13 protein-coding genes and 3 pseudogenes are annotated in these 18,033 nt (G+C 68.3%); 8 read left to right on the plus strand and 8 right to left on the minus strand.

What is annotated here, in order from left to right:
• Positions 1–4 precede the first annotated feature (4 nt).
• Complete coding sequence (locus tag ACFFQA_RS10710) at positions 5–6,619, minus strand: LamG-like jellyroll fold domain-containing protein (RefSeq protein WP_377851605.1); 6,615 nt, start codon at positions 6,617–6,619, stop codon at positions 5–7.
• A 124-nt stretch (positions 6,620–6,743) separates the two neighbouring features.
• Here ACFFQA_RS10710 and ACFFQA_RS10715 point away from each other — a divergent pair, with 124 nt between their 5' ends.
• The gene (locus ACFFQA_RS10715; protein ID WP_377851606.1) at positions 6,744–8,963 is read left to right on the plus strand and encodes an ATP-binding protein; all 2,220 of its coding nucleotides are present in this window, start codon (positions 6,744–6,746) and stop codon (positions 8,961–8,963) included.
• Positions 8,964–9,144: 181 nt separating this feature from the next.
• Here the strand turns inward: ACFFQA_RS10715 and ACFFQA_RS10720 are convergent.
• The 3 genes and pseudogenes from ACFFQA_RS10720 to ACFFQA_RS10730 form a co-directional block, all read right to left on the minus strand.
• Positions 9,145–9,258, minus strand: a pseudogene (locus ACFFQA_RS10720) (alpha-hydroxy-acid oxidizing protein); the annotation flags it as partial.
• Positions 9,259–9,418: 160 nt separating this feature from the next.
• A complete protein-coding gene (locus ACFFQA_RS10725) occupies positions 9,419–9,850 on the minus strand; it encodes a hypothetical protein (RefSeq protein WP_377851607.1) in 432 nt (143 codons plus the stop codon).
• A 1,195-nt stretch (positions 9,851–11,045) separates the two neighbouring features.
• Positions 11,046–11,465 (minus strand): hypothetical protein, encoded by a 420-nt coding sequence (locus tag ACFFQA_RS10730; protein WP_377851608.1) that lies wholly within the window; start codon positions 11,463–11,465, stop codon positions 11,046–11,048.
• A 21-nt stretch (positions 11,466–11,486) separates the two neighbouring features.
• On the opposite strand from ACFFQA_RS10730, the gene ACFFQA_RS10735 reads away from it, so the two are divergent.
• Complete coding sequence (locus ACFFQA_RS10735; protein ID WP_377851609.1) at positions 11,487–11,642, plus strand: hypothetical protein; 156 nt, start codon at positions 11,487–11,489, stop codon at positions 11,640–11,642.
• A gap of 43 nt (positions 11,643–11,685) precedes the next feature.
• On the opposite strand, the gene ACFFQA_RS10740 is transcribed toward ACFFQA_RS10735, so the two are convergent.
• Together ACFFQA_RS10740 and ACFFQA_RS10745 are read right to left on the minus strand one after the other, a co-directional pair.
• The gene (locus tag ACFFQA_RS10740; RefSeq protein ID WP_377851610.1) at positions 11,686–12,603 is read right to left on the minus strand and encodes an NAD-dependent epimerase/dehydratase family protein; all 918 of its coding nucleotides are present in this window, start codon (positions 12,601–12,603) and stop codon (positions 11,686–11,688) included.
• A 35-nt stretch (positions 12,604–12,638) separates the two neighbouring features.
• Positions 12,639–13,130, minus strand: coding sequence for a nuclear transport factor 2 family protein (locus ACFFQA_RS10745; protein ID WP_377851702.1), 492 nt, complete (start codon positions 13,128–13,130; stop codon positions 12,639–12,641).
• On the opposite strand from ACFFQA_RS10745, the gene ACFFQA_RS10750 reads away from it, so the two are divergent.
• The 3 genes and pseudogenes from ACFFQA_RS10750 to ACFFQA_RS10760 all read left to right on the plus strand — a co-directional run bounded on the left by ACFFQA_RS10750 (position 13,108) and on the right by ACFFQA_RS10760 (position 14,710).
• Complete coding sequence (locus tag ACFFQA_RS10750) at positions 13,108–13,521, plus strand: helix-turn-helix domain-containing protein (protein ID WP_377851611.1); 414 nt, start codon at positions 13,108–13,110, stop codon at positions 13,519–13,521. The two genes, ACFFQA_RS10745 and ACFFQA_RS10750, sit on opposite strands and share 23 nt — an antisense overlap.
• Before the next feature lie 166 nt (positions 13,522–13,687).
• A pseudogene (locus tag ACFFQA_RS10755) lies at positions 13,688–13,920 on the plus strand (hypothetical protein); the annotation flags it as partial.
• Between the two features lie 28 nt (positions 13,921–13,948).
• Entirely contained in the window at positions 13,949–14,710 is a 762-nt protein-coding gene (locus ACFFQA_RS10760; RefSeq protein WP_377851612.1) for a VOC family protein, read from the plus strand.
• A gap of 161 nt (positions 14,711–14,871) precedes the next feature.
• Here ACFFQA_RS10760 and ACFFQA_RS10765 read toward each other — a convergent pair whose 3' ends face one another.
• Entirely contained in the window at positions 14,872–15,225 is a 354-nt protein-coding gene (locus tag ACFFQA_RS10765; RefSeq protein ID WP_377851613.1) for a peptidase inhibitor family I36 protein, read from the minus strand.
• A 227-nt stretch (positions 15,226–15,452) separates the two neighbouring features.
• Here ACFFQA_RS10765 and ACFFQA_RS10770 point away from each other — a divergent pair, with 227 nt between their 5' ends.
• The 3 genes and pseudogenes from ACFFQA_RS10770 to ACFFQA_RS10780 all read left to right on the plus strand — a co-directional run bounded on the left by ACFFQA_RS10770 (position 15,453) and on the right by ACFFQA_RS10780 (position 16,315).
• Positions 15,453–15,818 carry a hypothetical protein gene (locus ACFFQA_RS10770; protein ID WP_377851614.1) on the plus strand — a complete coding sequence of 122 codons (366 nt, stop codon included), beginning with the start codon at positions 15,453–15,455 and terminating at the stop codon, positions 15,816–15,818.
• 34 nt (positions 15,819–15,852) lie between these two features.
• Positions 15,853–16,076: pseudogene (locus ACFFQA_RS10775) on the plus strand (LysR family transcriptional regulator); the annotation flags it as partial.
• An 86-nt stretch (positions 16,077–16,162) separates the two neighbouring features.
• On the plus strand, positions 16,163–16,315 hold the full coding sequence (locus tag ACFFQA_RS10780) for a winged helix-turn-helix transcriptional regulator (protein ID WP_377851697.1): 153 nt from the start codon (positions 16,163–16,165) through the stop codon (positions 16,313–16,315).
• Between the two features lie 289 nt (positions 16,316–16,604).
• Here the strand turns inward: ACFFQA_RS10780 and ACFFQA_RS10785 are convergent, their stop codons facing one another.
• Positions 16,605–17,342: a VOC family protein gene (locus ACFFQA_RS10785; protein ID WP_377851615.1), complete on the minus strand. Its 738-nt coding sequence runs from the start codon at positions 17,340–17,342 to the stop codon at positions 16,605–16,607.
• Between the last annotated feature and the right edge of the window lie 691 nt (positions 17,343–18,033).

Below are 18,033 nucleotides of genomic sequence, written 5' to 3' on the forward strand. Positions count from 1 at the left end.
CCAGTCATTCGAACACCGCCGTCACCCCAGGCACCGCGGTGAGCACGTAACCGATGCGCTCAGGCGGGAAGCCCTCGCAGTCGGCGCGGTTGGAAACCATGTGGTCGCCGTCGCCGCCGGGCAGCACGCACTGGTACAACGGCCTGTTGTCCACGCCTTCCGGTGCTGCGGTCCAGATCGAGCCGAGCACCCCGATCACCGTCTTGCCACCGCACGTGCTGTCTGTTGAGACGAAGTGGTCGTAGCCGCTGCGGCAGTTGAACAACTGCCGCGTGCCCTGCTGCGCGGTCAGTGCCAGCAGCCCGTGGCTCCCCTCGGCTCGGTAGCCCGGCGCCGGGCCGTCGGTGAGGCTGGCGTGTTCGTAGCCGTCGAGGACGTGGCGAGCGAAGTCGGCGTAGGCCACCGAGTAACCGAGCAGGCCGTCCACCGTGTTACCGCCACACGCCGCGTCGCGGGAGTCGAACCTGTCCCCGCCGGCCCGGCACCGGTACAGCGGCAACGTCGGCACATTCTTCGGCTGGACCTCGTAGACCAGGCCCACGTCACCGATCTTCTGACCGCCCTCGCACGCCGGATCCGACGAGGTGAAAGCGTCCGCTCCCGAACGACAGGCGTAGGTCATCTTCGTGTGCGGCCCCTCTGCGGCAGGCAACCCGAGCGCGCGTTCGAGGTGGTAGCCCTCCAGCACCGTGTCGGTTCGACCGGTGAACCGGTCGCCCGCCGCGTTGACGAACCTGCCGAGCTGAGCTGGTTTCGGCGCGGCCCAGCCACCGCGGTCGGCGATGTCGGAGTCCGTCGCGAAGCCCGCGCCGTAGCGAACCTCGTCCAGCGCGCCCGCGAAGAACCCTGACGGCTTGCCGTTCGTCTTCTCCCTGCCCAGCACGACGTTGCCGGTCGCCTGCCACAGCACCACGTTGTTCCGGGTTCCGACGAGCTGCCCGTTCACGTACAGGCGCAGCTGCCTGCCCGCGTAGTCGTAGACGCCGTTGAGGTGCGTCCACTCCCCCACCTTCGGCGGTACGAGCGATGCGGCGTAGGTCAGCGGGGCGCCGTCGGTGTCCGACGCGGCGGCACCGAAGACCCACCTCTTCTCCACAGGCCGGTACTGCAGCACGAAGCCGCTCATCCGGTCGCCGTCCTGGCTCGCGACAGTCGCGACCCGGTCGTCACGGGTGAGCTTCGCCCACGCGGCCACGGTGAAGCTGTCCCGCATGGACAGTCTGGACGGAGTGGTCGCCGTGCCGGACACGCCGTCGAACTGGAGCGCCTGACCGCTCACGCCCGCGCCGAAGCTCGTGCCCGAGCTCAGCGCCGCCTCGGCCTTGCGCCACGTGATGTCCTTCGCGGCGCCGTCGTCGAACCGATAGAACGCGAGGTCCCGGTCGGGCATGTCGTCGTGGATACGCCGTGCCTCCCCGTCGCTGACCGCCTTCGAGTACACCCGCAGGTCGTCGATGTTGCCCTTGAAGAACGCGGCCGCCGCACCGTTGACCCTGGCCCGGCCGAGCGAGAGCGGGCCTGAGGACGGCAGCGCCGTCAGGCCGGTCTGAGCACCGGAGAGCACACCGTTGACGTACAACCGCACCTGCTTCAGGTTCGCGTCGTAGGACAACGTGAGGTGCGTCCACTCGGCCGCCACCGCGGACTCGCTCGAAGTGAGCACCGGCACTGTGGCGTTGTCCTGGTCCGCGCTCGGCAGGAGCACCGCCCACTTCTTCGTCGCCCCGTGGTAGCCCAGCGAGAACGCGCTCTGCCGCGAGGCGTCTTGGGCGACGACCGTCCGGTTGCCACTGCCGGTGTCGGTAGCGAACGCCCACGTGGAAACGGAGAAGCTCTTCCCGGTGTCCACGACGCGACCGGAGGTCTGGCCGTAGCCCGACGTCCCGTCGAACTCCGCGGCCGCGCTGGTCTGGCCGCCTCCCCAGGACACGCCCCCCTGGAAGGTCATGACCTGGTCACGGCCGCTGCTGTCGTCGCCGTTGCCGTTGAGCCGCCAGTGCCCGGCGTCCGCGACGGGCAACGTCGCCGCGCCCTGCTGCGCGGGGTAAGAGCGGTACAGCGCGGTGATGCGGTCCTTGTCGAGCTGCCCGGTGTAGAGCCGGACGTCGTCGACACCGCCCTTCCAGTGCTCGGCGGCGGCACCGTTGACCTTGCCGCGGCCGATCGCCAGCGCGCCGCTCGCGGGCCAGGCGTTGTCCAGCGTGCCGTCACCGACCCTGGTTCCGTTGACGTAGAGCCACATCTTCTTGCTCGCCGGGTCGTACACGCCGACCAGGAAGGTCCACTGGTTCGTCTCCGACGGCAGCGTCGACACCGCGGCCTTGGTGATGCGCGCGTTGTCGGCGTCGGACTCGGGCATCTCGAAGATCCAGGCGCCGAGCTGGCTGTTGTCGTCGTCGATCAGGTGACCGAGGCGGAACTTGCTGGTGCGCGTCCCGTCGATGGTGACCGCGTCCGTCCGGCAGGCTCCCGCTGTGCACGTCTTCTCGCCGAGGCGGACCCAGGCCGAGACGGTGAACGCCTGGTCGGAACGCACGTCGACGCCGGTGGTCGCGGCGGCGCCCGCACCGCCGAAGGTGACGGCGTTGCCGACCCGGCCGGGAGCGAACGCGGCGTCACCGCTGAGCGCCGCCGTGCGCGACCCGACGGCGTCGGCGGCGTTGCGGCCGCTGCCCTCGTCGAGCGGGTAGTTGTGCGCCAGCGTCAGGTCCCTGCCCGCCATGGCCTGGATCTCCCCGGCGAACAACGACCTTGAGTACGCGCTGACATCGTCGATCGAGCCCTTGAAGTGCTCGCCCTGCTTGGAGCGGCCGATCTGAAGTCCGCCTGCGGCGTTCCAGACCTGGGTGTGCGCGGCGGTCCCGGCCTGGACCCCGTTGACGTACAACAGGATCTGCTTGGCGCCGGCGTCGTGCACACCGACGAGGTGTGTCCACTGTCCCTTCTGAACTGAGCCGCCGACGGCCTCGGTTCGTGCCGCGGTCGCGTTGTCCGCGGTGGGCAGCCCGAAGCTCCACTTCCCGTCGGATCGCGCGGTCAGCGTGAAGCCGCTGACTTTGGTGCCGTCCTGCGACAGCACCGTGCCGCCGTTCTCATCGGCTCGTGCCCACGCCGTCACCGAGAAGCTGCGGTCGGTGTCCACCACGTGCGGGGTGCCCACCGCCGCGGCTCCGTCGAGCCGCAACGCCAGGTCCGCGGGGTCGGGCATGCTCGACTGCCCGCCCACGTAGGCCGTGGCACCCACCGGCGTGCCGTGCAGCGCGCGCGGCGAGGAGTCCTGGGTGTTGCCGTCGAACTTCCAGTGGCCTGCCGCAACGTTGTCGCGGCCCACGATGCCCCGCACCTCCTCAGCCGAGACGACCCGGCTGAACACGCGCGCCTCGTCCACAGCGCCGCGCCACTCGTGGCCGACGTCGCCCTGCCACTTGCCTCGGCCGAGCAACAACGGACCCGTGGCGTTGAAGCCCTTCTCGCGTGGCGCGGTAGCGGCGAGCTCACCGTCGACGTACAGGCGGATCTGCTTGGCGGGCGCGTCATAGACGCCAGTGAGGTGAGTCCACGTGCGGAGCTGGGCCAGCGAACCGCTCCAGACGCCCTCGTCGGCGGGGCGCTCGGCCGCGTCGGCGCTGGGCAGGTAGAACTCCCAGTTGCCGCCGCCATCCGTGCGCTGCCGATAGCCGAGGTAGAACCCGCTCATCACCGCGCCGTCCTGCGTCACGGCCGCGGCGGGAAGACCGGGTGCGAGTGCCTCGTCCTGACGGACCCACGCGGATACCGTGAAGCTCTGGTCAGTGCGCACCGCGGGCTGACCGGTCGTGACGTGGTCGCCGGGTTCGCCGAAACGCACCGCACCGTTCACCGCGCCATCCGGTGTGAACTTCGCTTTGCCCTGCAACACGCCCATGGTGCCGCCTGCAACGGCGTTAGCGGCCGTCGAGCCTTCGGTCTCGTCGAGCTTCCAGTGGCCGACCTGCACGGCGTCCCTGCTCACTGCGGACCGCACCTCAGCGTCGGACAAGATCCGGTCATAGACCTTGACCTCGTCGATCGCACCGGCGAAGTAGTCCAGGCCGGGGTTGGAGTCCCACTGCGTGCGCCCGACGCGCAGCGGCCCGGTGGAGTTGACCGGGGTGGCGATCCTGGTCTGCGTCGCCGACAGCACACCGTTGACGTAGAGCCGCAACTGGTTGGCCGGCCCGTCGTACACGGCGGTCAGGTGCGTCCACACGCCGATCTGAGCATTGGTCGAGGACCACGCCGTGTCGGCCCACTTGTCGGCCGCGTCCGGGTTGACCATCGCGAACACCCATCGGCCGCCGTTGTCCGGCCGGTACCAGAGGGTGAAGCCCGCGAACCGGTCGCCCTCCTGGCTGATGACCGCCCGCGCGCCCGTGCCCTGGTCGACCTTCGCCCAAGCAGACACGGTCATGCTCGCGTCGGTGCGCACGGTGTTGGGCGCGGTGACGTACCCGGTGGCGCCGTCGAGCGCGATCGCCGACCCCACGGCGCCCGCCGCCGTGTAGCTCGCGTTGCCGCTCAACGTGCCGTGCCGGTCGCCGAGGAACGCGGTGTCCCGCGCGTTGCCGTCGAAGGACCACTGCGCCAGCGGCCCGTTGCCCGCGCGCACGTAGATGTGCAGCTTCTTGGCCGGGCTGCGGTGCCCTGCGCGGTCGACGCTCTGCACGTACAGGTCACGCGGCCCGTCGCCGGGCGGGGCGATGTCGACGACGGCCTTCCCGCCGAGCTTGTCGGCGTCGACCTTCGTCGAGGGCGGGTCGTTCCAGCCGTACAGGTAGTGGTCCACATCGGGCACTCCGGCGGCGTCGAAGACGAACCGGCCCGGGACCCCGACACCGCCGTGCCAGCGGTTGTCCTCCTGGTACAGGAAGCTGGTCACGCCAGGTGTCTTGTCGATGCCGACGCGGTCGACCACGAAAGCCGGGCCGTTGCGCCAGTCGCCGCCGTCCACCGCGGGATCCCTGCCCCACAACGTCCAGGTGACCCGCTGCTCATGCCTGTTCCGCAGGTCGAGGGTGGTGCTGAAAACGTTGCCCGATCCCAGCGTCGGGCCTTCGATGTGTTCGGTCTTCGCGCCGCCGTACACGTCCCAGATCGCGGTGAGCTGGTCGTTCTCCGCGTCGGCCAGCCTGCCCTTCAGGCGGATGAAGTCATCGCCGACGTAGGGCACGCCATCGCACCACTTGCACGCCGTCCGCGGCGGGTCGGTGGTCAGGTCGGTGGGCGCGCCGGGCCGGGTGTTGTAGTTGACGACGATCTTCGTGCCGGCGGCGTCGTACTTGCGCCACGCGGACTTGTCGTTCTCGTTGGCCGCCTTGATGAAGTACGCGGACCAGCCGTTCGGGTTGATGTACTGCCCGGCGGTGAAACCGATCGGCTTGTTGCCAACGCATCCGTTGTAGCTGCTGGCCGCCGGGCTGGTGTCGACGTAGGTGCCGCCGGGAGCGTTGTTCCATGTGGTGTCCGGGCCGAAGGTGGCGTTCGCGATCCACAGCTCGTGGTCGGAGGTGACGCACTGGGGACCGTAGACGATCGTCGCGTTGAAGTCCGCGCTGATGATCCGCTTGCCGCGCAGGAACGACGTGTCGAACTGGAAGTACGACCGCGCGGTACCGATGCCGTTGCACCAAGCCCAGCCGGTGCACAGCCCCACCTTGGCCCACGTGTCGACGTCGTTGCCGCCGTACCAGTGCTTGCTGTCCGGCTTGCCGGAGAAGACCTTCGTCCAGTCCTTGCGGTCGTTGGTGTACCAGTCCGGGTCGATGGTCACCGGGAACTTCGCGGCGGGATCGGTGAGCAGCCCGGCGTCCGGCACGAGCGTGAGCGACGTGGCTTCCACTTCGATGCCGACCTTCGCACGGCGTTCACCGGAGGCGTCCCACATCGTCGCGGGCGGTGTCGCGAAGACGACCTCACCCGCGCTGTCGACCGCTTCCAGCGCGCCGGAGTCCACGGCACGGACGTTCAGGCCATCGGTGGTCACACCGAACCGGACGCGGGCGAGCGCGGGGTTGCGCGCCGCTTCGGCGTTGTGCACGCGCAGGTGCTGCACCACACCTTGGGCTTGGGCGGTGAGCACGAGGTCGACATCGGGCAGGACGCCGGGGTAGGTGGCGGTGGCGCCGTCGAGCACAGGAGCCGGCAGCTCAGCGGGCCAGGTCAACGTGACCGACCGGCCAGGTGCACCGATCCGGAGCAACGGCGTCTTGCCGCCGTTGGACAGCACGACCTCCGTGCCCACGGCCCGCGGAACCACCGTGTTCTCCTTGCCGGAGACCAGGGTCGGGTCGATCGAGACCCACCTGCCGTCCTTGCGCAGGCGCGCGGGCGCCGCGCTGAGCTCGGCGGTGAGCGTGCCGTCCTGCCGCGCGACCACCGTCCGCGTCTCGGTCGTCAGCCCAGTCACCGTGACGGGTTCTCCCTGCCTGCGCGCCGCCTGGAGCGCAACCGCGGTGTCAGCCGCTTCCGCGACGCGCTCGACCGGCGCCTCCGGACTCCACCAGGACGACGACGGCAACACCGCGAGCCCCGTCACCCCCAGCACGACCGCCATTCCGACCGCCAGCCGTCTCAGCCCGGCCCCGGTTGTTGAACGAGCCACGGCCCGCCCTCCTCTTTCCTGGCCTGCCCCACGCAGACCGCCGCTCATGGTCCGTACGAGCTGCCCCCTGGGAACAGGTCACGGACCGGTCATCTGTGACCGGTCCGGCTGGTAGGAAGGGCACGTGACAGATCAGCTGGCCGCGGCGGTGCGGCGGTTCCGCAAGCGCGCCGGGTTGACCCAGGAAGGGCTCGCCGAACGGTCGGGCATCTCGGTCAGCACGATCCGCGGCATCGAGACGGGCAAGCGCGGCAATCCCCAGCTCGCCTCGGTGCGGCTGCTCGCACAGGCTCTCGACCTCCCGCTCGCGGAGCAGGACGAGCTGCTGGCCGCGGCGAGCGGCACCGCCACCTCGCCAGGAGCCGGCCTGCCGACGCCCCGCCAGCTGCCCGCCGCACCGCACGGCTTCACCGGCCGCGCGCAGGAGCTCGCGCTGCTCACCTCGGCATCGAGCGAGGCGCCGGTGGTGATCTCAGCGCTCGGCGGCACCGGGAAGACCGCACTGGCGTTGCACTGGAGCCACCAGCACGCCGGCCGCTTCCCCGACGGCCAGCTCTACGTGAACCTGCGCGGCTTCGGCCCGAACGCCAACCCGATGTCCTCGGCCGAAGCGCAACGCGGGTTCCTCGCCGCGCTCGGTGTTGACGACGGCTCCGTGCCCGCAAGCGACAGCGACCGCTCGGCGCTCTACCGCAGTGCCACCGCGGGCAGACGGATGCTGTTGGTGCTCGACAACGCCGCCGACACCGACCAGGTCGTGCCGTTGCTGCCCGGCGGCACGACCTGCGCGGTCCTGGTGACGAGCCGACGCCCGCTCACCGGGCTGGTCGCGTTGCACGGGGCGGTGTCGGCACAGCTGGACGTGCTCTCCGACGACGAGGCCCGAGTGCTGCTCGCCCGCCGTATCGGGGAACCCCGCGTCGCCGCGGAGCCTGGCGCGGTCGCCGAGCTGATCGAGCACTGCGCGGGGTTGCCGCTCGCCTTGGTCGTCATCGCCGCACGAGCGTGTGTTCGCCCAAGTCTCCCCCTGGCGCGGATCGCCGAAGAGCTGTGCGAGCAAACAGCGCGCCTCGACGCGCTCGACACCGACGAGGCGAACATGGGCCTGCGCTCGGTGCTGTCCTGGTCCTACCAGGCGCTGAGCCACGACGCGATCGTGCTGGCGGGCCTGCTGTCCCTCGCACCCGGTGCCGACATCAGCGCGGCCGCGGTCGAGTCGCTGAGCCCGGTCCCACCACGGCGGCTGATCGCCGAACTGGAGGCCGGGAGCCTGCTGAGCAGGTCCGCTGGTGACCGCTACCGGATGCACGACCTCGTCCGCCTCTACGCCGCTGAACGTGCCGAGGAGGACATCCCGGCCGAAGAGCGCACGATCGCGCTGCGGCGGCTGATCGACTTCTACCTGCACACGGCGTTGCTCGGCGAAACGTCGCTGTTGCCGTACGCCCGGCCGATCGACCTCGCCCCGCCGGCGCCCGGCTGCCGGCCGCTCGCGCTGGACGACGCTCTGGCGTGGTTCGACGCGGAGCACCACTGCCTGCTGGCGGCACAGCGGTTTGCGGCGCACCACGGCTGGCATTCCGAGGTCTGGCAGTTGGCCTGGGTGCTCAAAACCGTTCACTTCCGGCGAAACCGGATGGACAGTCAGCGGGAGACCTGGCAGCGCGCGTTGGATGCCGCGCGGGAACTGGGGGATCCGGCTCTGGTGTCCCGGTCGAGCCGAATTCTGGGCGACGCCTGCGCTCGGCTCCACCTGCCCGAGGCCTTCGACCACCTCCACACCGCTCTCGCCATCGTCGAGGACGGCGATGACCTCAACGAAGTGGCGCACACGCACCGCAGCCTCACCGTGGCGTGGGCCGAGACGGGCGACCACGAGCGGGCGCTCGACCACGCGACCAAGGCACTGCGCCTGTACGGGGCCTCGGGCAACGCTGCCCGCGAGGCCGAGGCGATGAACGCGGTCGGCTACCACACCGCCCAGCTCGGCCGCTACGACGAAGCGCTTCCGTTCTGCGAGAGCGCACTTGAGAAATGCCGCAGCTCGGCCAACAAGGTCGCCGAAGCGTCCACTTTGGAGGACCTTGGCCTGATCGCCCACCGCACGAACAGATTCGCCGACGCCCTCGACTTCTACGGTCAGGCCGCCGACGCGTGGTTCAGACTCGGCTACCACCACCACTCGGCCAAGGCGTTACGCGACCTCGGAACGCTGCACCGCGACCTCGGTGACCACGCGGCCGCCCGCACCGCATGGACCCGGGCCTTGCGGCTACTGCCCGCCGGTCAGGAGACCACCGAGACCGCGGTGCTGCACGACCTGCTCGCCCGGTTCGAGGCCTGACCGCTGGTTCAGTCCCGGCCGCCGAGGTTCCTGGAAGAACGGCTGCCCTCAGCTCCGCTGGCTCGGCCGCGCGACGCTGGCCGAGGCCAGGACGTTGCCCGAACTGTTCGCTCGGGTCGGTCGCTTCTCCAGCGCCGCCAAGCCTGTTGTGAGGGCCATGCGGACGGCGCAACCCCATCGGCAAGCCGCGCCCGGCCGCCGCGCGCAAGACCGCTGTGTCGGCATCGGCGTGTGCCAGTGACAGGCCACCCACCGGGGAAATGAACGCTGGAGCCGCAATCCTGCTGCCGCACAACGTCGCGGGTCGCGACGTTACGCAGTACGGCGGGGATCAGCTTGAGGCGCTCGAAGGCCGCCTGGTTGATGCGGGGTTCAACCCTTGCATTGCGCCACGGTGTCACACACGAGGCTTCGCTCGGTTTGTGTCACGTTTCTCAGGTGCCGACAACGCCGCATTACCGGACTGGCGGCAGCTCCGGTTCGATCGCTTCAGCGATGACACCGGCATCGGGGCACATGTAGTCCTTCTCGTACGTGTTGTCGTCCGTGCCCAGCAGGTGGACGACCCACCGGCTGGTGGCGGTCAGATCGAGCGAGATGCGACAGGCTTTGCCCTCCCCGACAGGTGCCACCATGTTCATCTTCCTGCCGTTGATGTCCAGTTCCTTGAACACTTGTCCTTGCTTGGGCTGCACGGAAGACAGACCACCGTCATAGGCGACCCCGAGGATGACCACATATGCCGGCCGGGTGTCCTGTTGCGATATCGACGGACCGCTGAACTGGCAGGTGCTCAGCTGCGGCTCCTCCTTCTGGCCCTCCTTCGTCAGCTTGAGCTTGCCCTGGACCTTGCTGACCACCAGGCAGGGATCAATCCTCTCGCCCACCTTTCCAGGCTGCGTGGAAGGTTTGACCGACGACCTGGAGGAGGTGGTGACGGGCGGAGTGGTCATGACGCCGCCCGGGACAGGCATCGCACTGCCCTGAACGAGACTCGTGCACGAGGCCAGCAGGAGGCAGGAGAGTACGCCGACGACCGCGTGGCGCGGCCTGGCGGCCGACGTACGCGCGAGCTGACGCGATGAAGGAGAAGTGTCCGGGTGCACGGGAGAACCTTATCTATTGTGGACGCAGCCGCCGTCGCAGTGGTGACGGACCGGTAGGGACACGCTGGTCCGAGAAACATGCAAGCGAACCGCTCCCGGTCAACCGCACCCAAGGAAGTGAGACGACGACTGAGATTGATCATGGCGACATCGCGATGGAACAGCTCGGGAATCCCGCGGGTAAAAGGAGATCAAGATGTCGTCGTCCGCGACAACCTACATTACTGGAGGCCGCGCGAGAAGCGCAGGGAAGGACCTCTCGACGTGGATTCAGGCGTGCTTGAAAGCCTGTCGTCGAGAAGCAGATTGACGGTGTCCTGAAACCCGGAATGAGAGTATCCGGGGCATGATGCCGCAGCACGGACAGAACTGGCCACGGTGGTGCTCGTGCTCGGCCTCGGCATCGGCGGTTGGGCCTTGTTCGGACGCGGCGGCTCCGATTCGGCGACACCCGGCCCTGCGGCGCGCTCGTCGGAGGCGCGCGCCGGGCTGACCGAGGCCACGCTCGCCCCGAAGAAGCTGCTGGACGACGCGCTGCTGACCGTCCTGACCCAGCCCGTGCTGGACACCCGGATGGAGAAGACCTGGATCGGCCAGGTCCACGACTACGACGGTGTCATCTGCCTCGACGGCGCCAAGTCCGAGATCCGCCGAAGCGGTGACCGGACCGACCACGGCTCGTGCGCCGTCCCCATCCGCTGGATCGGGCATCCAGGGTCGGCACGGGATGCTTCCGGGTGGGCTGACTCGGGAGCAGGCTCAGGCGTTCCTCGGTTACCTCCAGTCGGTGCAAGGGTTCCTCGACCCCGGCAAGCCGACCTGGGTGGAGCGCCTGGGCAAGCAGTACGTCCGCCTGCCAGTCGTGTTCCGCACGGCGCAGACCACGATCGGGCGCGCTGGCACGCAGAACTTCACCTGGGCGTTCCAGAAGACGAAGTTGTCCTTAGACGGTCACGTCCACCGCCTCGCGCACCGCTCAGCCCGGGTTCTTCTCTCTCCACCGCGCCAGGAGGTCGGTGCGCTCGATCTGCACGTTCTCCAGCTCGTCGACGTTCAGCGTGGCTCGGAAGCCGTTGTACTGATCGCCTTCAAGCCCGTTCTGCGCGGCCCACACGTAGTCGCCGCCCGCGTAGCCCGCCTCAGCTTTCCCGTCGTGGATCATGACGACGGCGAACCGCTGCCCGCGCCAGGTCGCTGTGCACCTCTCGAAGTACCAAGCCTGGAGCTCTTCCACAGCCACCGTTGCGAACTCACGGTTGCCGTAGGTCTGGAAGCCCTCCGCGTTGGCGTAGGCCACGCCGGGAACCTTGCGGATCCAGACGTGGTCAGGGCCTTCCGCGCCCGCGAAGTAGGTCTCGCCGCGGTACTCGGCCATCTCCGGTGAATAGGGGGTCATCAGCGCTTCCTCCAGCGGAGCTTGCCGTCGTACAAGGCGTGCAGTCTCGCAGTTCCGTCCGCCTTCACCTGCCTGCTCACCGCCTACGACGACGAGGGCGAGGAGATTGGGACAGCGGACTACCAGCTCCGCCTCATCTGCCGGATCGGGCCGATCTGCTCCATCGAGGTCACGTGACGCTCGTCGGCCTCATCGGTGTGGCGTGGCGATGATCCGCACATCAGGTCCGCTGGTGCACGGGCATGTCATGCTCGATCCAGTCGGTGACCGAAGGACTCGAAGGTCGCCAGCCGAGGGCATTCGCCCGGGTGGCGCGCACGCGGCTGTTGGCGCCGAGCGCGTAGCGGGCGAACCCTTCCCCCCACGCGGCCGCGGAGGAGTCCAGATCCCACGATTCGACCGGCCCCAGGCCCAGCCGCCGGGCGATCGCCTCGCCGATCTCGACGAACGAGACGTCCTCGCCGCCCTCCACGAAGTAGAACCCCGTGACCGCCGGCTCGGTGAGAGCCAGGTGGTACAGGTCGGCCATGTCGTCGAGATGGACGGTCGACCAGCGGTTGAGGCCGTGCCCGACCACGCGCACGACTCCACTGGTGCGGGCTTGGGCGACCAGCGGAGGGATCAGCACGGTCTGCGGGCGCGGGCCCGTGCCGTTGCCGTAGATCAGCGAGTTGCACAGCACGACCGAGCGGATCCCCGCTCCACCAGCATCGACGACAGCGGCGTCGACGGCGTGCCGGGCCCGCCGGATCGGATGGTCGCCCGGGGTGAAGGGCACGGCGTCGTCGAAGACAGTGCTTGACGCGCTTCGGCCCTGGGCGTCATCGCCGATGACGCTTGTTCCACTGGTGTGGATCAGGATCTTGCCCGAGCCGCGGAGCGCACCGATGAAGGTCTCAACGGCGCCGCGGTGGTCGCTGTTCGCGGTGTTGATGACCGCGTCCGCCCGCTCGGCTTCCCGCTGAAGCAGCGGGACATCGTCGAGCTCGCCGACGACCGGATCGATGCCCGCAGCGCAAAGGGTATCGACCACGCCGGGGGTTCGGGTCAAGCCGCGCACGGTGTGCCCATCGCGGATCAGGCGCTCGGCAACGGCTCCGCCGATGTAGCCGCTCGCGCCAGTGAGGAAGACGTCCATCGTGACTCCTTGTGGTGTCGGGAGGCGAGTGGGGATCAGCTGCGGAATCGGCCCGCAGCGCGGAGAGCTTCATCCAGCGGCGCGCGCTGCCGCTGGTCGCCGAACTCACAGATGCGGGTGATACGGCCCTCGTGAACGGTCACCAGCAGGCAACGGGAGATGTGCACCGGGGTCCCGTCCCCCAGTTCGCCTGAGGCGGTTGCGGCCAGTGCGAAACCGTCGTGGTCGACCTTGAGGGACCAGATCCGGTCAGAGTGGTCACGCACGATTTCGGCGGTTGCGCGGAGCATCCGCAGCATCGCGCCCGCGAACTCGCGACCCGGCAGCGACGTCGTCTCGTGGTCGAAGCTGTGCCACACCTCGACGGTCTCGGCAAACAGCTGGTCGAATTCGGGGTCGACCCGCGTCAGGCTGTACGTCTGGACGAATCGGCTGGCGACATGGTGAACGAGCGCCGGGGCATGCGGCTCAGTTCCTTCCTCCCTGGGCCCGCTCGCGGCGGCCATGGTCCTGCTGTCCCTGGTCATCGGCTTACCGTCTCCTCGGCGGGAAGGCGGCCCCGTCCTGGCGTGGGGCGCGTGTGACCAGAGTCCGCGCGGCCCCGCCGAGCCGCAAGAATCCTTGCTGCAGTGGCAAAGTGGACGTGCGGACGACGACGTTGTGGCGACGACGGCGGCCGTCGGCCCCCGGCCGCGGGGCCCGCGCACGCACCGCTACATCACTCTGACCGATCTCGCCGCGGCGACCGGCATCTCCATCAGCACGCTCTCGCGCCTGGGATCCGGACAGCGCCGCCCCACCATGGAACTCCTGCTGCCACTCGCGCGTGAGCTGCGCGTGCCCGTCGATGAACTCATCGGGCGCCCCAGACCAGCGACCCGCGACTGCGCCTCAAGCCCGTCACCCGCAACGGCATGACCTGCTGCCGCTGACCCGCCGCGCCGGAAGCCCGCAAGCCTACAAGTTGGTCATTTCTCCCCGAATGAGAAGGGCGAGCGCGAACCCATCCCTGTCCGAGGTCAGCCGAGTTCGCTCCAAGGGCAACAAGACGGATCTCAAGCGCTGCCGCCTGGTTTGGGTTCTCGGCGTGAAACCGCTCATCGCCCGACGCGGCACCGAGCACGGCTCCGGGCTAGGCACCACCGCTGGGTCGTGGAGCGCGCCTTCGCTCACCCGCACTGGTTCCGCGGTCTACGGATCCGCTGGGAGATCCGGGACGACATCCACGAATCCTTTCTCACCCTCGGATGCGCTCTCATCTGCTGGCGAAGGCTGGTTGTGGAAACTCGCTTGCTCAGTCGCCGGGAGAGTCGATAGCCAGTAGCGGGCGGACAAGGAGAAGACGATGACCACCCTCGGTTCGGCGAACGAATTCTGCTGGATGGACCTCAAGACACGCGATCAATCCGGCACCGCTGCCTTCTTGTCGGAGGCACTGGGCTGGCGCTTCGCCGTGGATGAGGAGGATTGGCGCCAGGCCACCAAGATAGCCGTCGGTGGTCACTGGATCGGCAGCGTGAGCGACCTCGCGAATCCGGTCTACCCACCGAACACCCCCGCCCACGTCGCCTACTACCTGGCCGTTGACGACGTCGACAACCGCACCGAAGCGGCGACAGCGAACGGCGCACGCCTTGTCGTGGCTCCTTTCGACGCGGGCGATCAAGGCCGTATGGCGACGCTCATCGACCCTGTCGGCGCTGCCTTTTCCCTGTGGCAGCCCCACGAGTTCACAGGGTGGAGAATCCCTCCCCGCTTCCCCGGCGCCCCACACCACATGGTCCTGGCCTGCGACCAACCAGACCAGGCCCGGGACTTCTACTACGAGGTGACAGGCACTCCCCTGCGGGCTGCCGCATTCATGACGACGCGTGAAACCATCGCTGCCCCGCAGTGCGAGCTCTCCGTCGGGGTTGGTGATCTAGACGGTGTCCTCTCCCGCGTGCAGAACCACGGCCAGGGGCTCGCTACCTGGACCCGAGAGACCGGCCAGGCTGTTCTGAGGCTGAGCAGCCCAGAAGGACTGTCATTCCGAGTTCACTCCGCAGACACGCCAACACCCTCAACAACACCGATGACGAACACCCAGCGAAGCAACACTGAATGACAACACCGCTTCGGTTGTTGGAAACGCACGTCATCAAGCCTCGACCCCGTGCGCTCGGCGTCGCAGGCGGGGTGACCGGGGGTGATCCCCATGCACCCCAGCCCACGAGCCACACGACCAGAAATCCAAGATCTAGTTTGTCCGGCCAGGAGAAGCGTCAGTCATGAGCGGCAGTCGATCACGTCGGCCATGTTCGCGGCATACGCGTTGATGTACTGACCGCGTGCGGCTCGAAGCACCAGTTCCGTTCGCCCGCCGCCGTTCGCGTAGTAGGACCAGAGCGTGATGTTCCCGGCCTTCATGTTGCGGGCGGAGTCGACTCTGTCCCACCAGTCCCGAGACAGGTCCACTCGCTGGTCGCACCGGTAGATCGCGTAGCTGGCGCCGGTGCCGTCAGCGCCGTCGTAGAGGCAGGCGACCGCGTTGTCGGGGCAGTCGTAGGCGGCGGGCGCGGCGCTCGCCGCCGGAGTCACACCGAGGAGCGCGCAGGCGAGGACAACTGCAAACAGTCGCATTCGCACAGAATGCGGATGGGCTCACCCACTGTCGCCGCATTTCATCCAGCAGTGAAACGGATTTTCGTTCTGCTGATCTCGCGAAGTCGGACCAGGTGTCCCGACCTGCTGGATCACGGGTTTCCTGAACGATCTTTCGCGATTTCTTGAGTTTCCGTTGAGTTGCGGCCACGTCACCGATCAGTCCACTGTCTTCGCCGTCACATTGTCTCGGTTGGGAGATGAAGATGATTTCGGTGCGCCTGAACGCCGTGCTCGCGGCTGCCGCGGCCCTCGCCGCCTCCACCGCCCTCGTCCTGCCTGGCCAGGCCGCTGCCGCGACCGGAGAGCTGGTGCAGCAGCGCCAGAACCTGGACTGCGGGTTCACCCCGTCCTACGTCGCCAGGGACAGGGGATGGCCCAACGCCGCGCACTACAAGCACTGTTCACACGATGGCAGGTCCGTCTATCTGAAGCTGCACAACAACATCAAGGACGGCTACTTCTGTTCTCCCGCGCACCAGGACCACGAAGCGTCGCAGCTGCCGCTGATTGACGGCTTCTACGAGGCCATGCATGCCGAGGTCATCGGCTTCGGCTGCGCCGTCGGCTGAACAACTCCCGTCCGTCCCGGCCGATAATTCCGGCATGGTGCCGCGCCAGCTGGGGTACTTCGTCGCCGTCGCCGAGGAAGCGAACTTCACCAGGGCCGCCGCGCGTGCGCACGTGGCCCAGCCGGGGTGAGCGCCCAGATCCGGCGGCTGAAGCAGAGCTGAGTGAGCAGCTGCTGAACCGGTCGGGGCGGACCGAGGCCGGCGCGGCCGTGCTGCCCTTCGCCGGGGCGGCGCTCGCGGCCGTGGCCGGGGCGAGGGCGTCCTTCCACCATTGGACACCCGCCTCGGCCCAGGCGGTCCGCGACGGCCTCCACGGCGTCGCGCCAACGCCTCCGGCCAGCCTGGTGCGGCGGGCGATGCGCTACTCCGAGATTTCGCGCCTGTTGGCGGGAGTCAGCCAGAAGATGTTGACCCAGACATTGCGGTCGCTGGAACGTGATGGCGTGATCACCCGCACCGTGACGCCAACCTCCCCGTCACCGTCTCCTACAAGATGACCGACCTCGGCCTCTCTCCATGACATGACCCGCGGCCTCAGATCGTGGACGCAGAGCCACATGGACGAAGTCATCACACACCACGCGACCTACGATGCTCGCGTCTCGTGACCAGCACCTCGAACCGTCAGGCCCTCGATTGCGAAGAGCCTGCAAACCCGTTGGCGCACAAGCACTTCCGCTTGCCCTGTCTTGGTGAAGGTGGCCCCACGTCTCAGCTGTCCGGCCCCTGCCTCACCGGGTTGACCAGTGCCACGACCGATCTCTCACCAGGGGCTGAACGGGGGCGTCAGAGCGGGGTGAGGACGCAGAACTCGTTGCCCTCCGGGTCAGCGAGGACCGTCCACGGGACGTCGCCCTGGCCGACGTCGATGTCGGTGGCGCCGAGAGCCCGCAGCCGGGCCACCTCCGCTGCCTGGTCGTCACCGGGGTACGGCCGCAGGTCGAGATGGACGCGGTTCAACACGGTCTTCACGTCGGGCGTGCGGAGGAACTCCAGATACGGCCCGACGCCCTTGGCCGAGCGCAGCACCGCCTGGTCGTCGGTCACCTCGTGCAGGGTCCAGTCCATCGCCTCGCCCCAGAACCGGGCCATGACCCGCGGATCGGCGCAGTCGACCACCACGGCGGCGATCGGACCGGTGTCCCGGTAGACCGATCGAGGCTCCAACACGCAGAACTCGTTGCCCTCCGGGTCGGCGAGGACGGTCCACGGGACGTCGCCCTGGCCCACTTCGACGGGTGTCGCGCCGAGACCCTTCAGACACGCGACCAGGTCCGCCTGATGGGCCGCGGAGGTGGTGGCGAGGTCGACGTGCACGCGGTTCTTCACCGTTTTGGGGTTCGGGTCGCGGACGACGTCGATGCAGACGGCGGCGGGATCTGGATAGACGAAGCCCTCGGGTTCGAGGTTGGCCACGCCGGGCTCCTCGCTGGACATACCCCAGCCGAGTGCCTGCGCCCAGAACCGGCCGACCGCGGACTCGTCCCCGGCTTTCAGGTGAATCTGCACAAGCCTCGTCGCCATGCCGCCGATCCTATGCCCGCGGTCCATGAAGATGGTCGACCGTTGTTGCGTGGCGCCGAGCTTGCCGCCGGCGAAGTCCACCGCGAACTAACGCGCGCAGCGGTTCCCCTGGGATCAGGTTCGATGAGGCACAACAGGCACGTTCCCGCCTTCGGTGCAACTCGCCACCTTTGACCGCCGGTAATCACTCTCTTATCCGCGGCCGCGCCCCTGGGACCCGTGCACCAAGCCTCGAAAGGCCGCCTTCGATGGCGACACCTCATCAGAAAGCGCGACCTCAGTCAAAGCGACTTGGTTCGAGAACACCACTTTCGCATTCGCGGCGTGATTCACGGTCGCTACTTTCGACGGCGATGCAGTGGCATCTGCTGCTTGTCGGCAAGTGTGCCACCAGCGCACCAAACTCCACCCCTGCCACGGCGAGCGCCAGGTCGATCTCGCGGGCGCCGTGCTGCCCGCCCCGCCCTGTCGAGATCGCCATCCTGAGACGTTCTTGCATTCACGTTCCCCGGACCGGTGAACAAACGTTGACAGAACGCGCCGGACAGTTGCGACGACACTCGCGAATTCAAATAAGACTGAAACTATGTGATTGTCATGAAATCAGCCTTGATAGTAGATGAAGCCAGGACAGGGGTAACCAGAAACACGCGGGGAGTGAGATGATTCGTCACGTGCTGCGAGTCGCTGC

Source organism: Allokutzneria oryzae, from assembly GCF_042429765.1.
In the GTDB taxonomy this organism is placed as follows: domain Bacteria; phylum Actinomycetota; class Actinomycetes; order Mycobacteriales; family Pseudonocardiaceae; genus Allokutzneria; species Allokutzneria oryzae.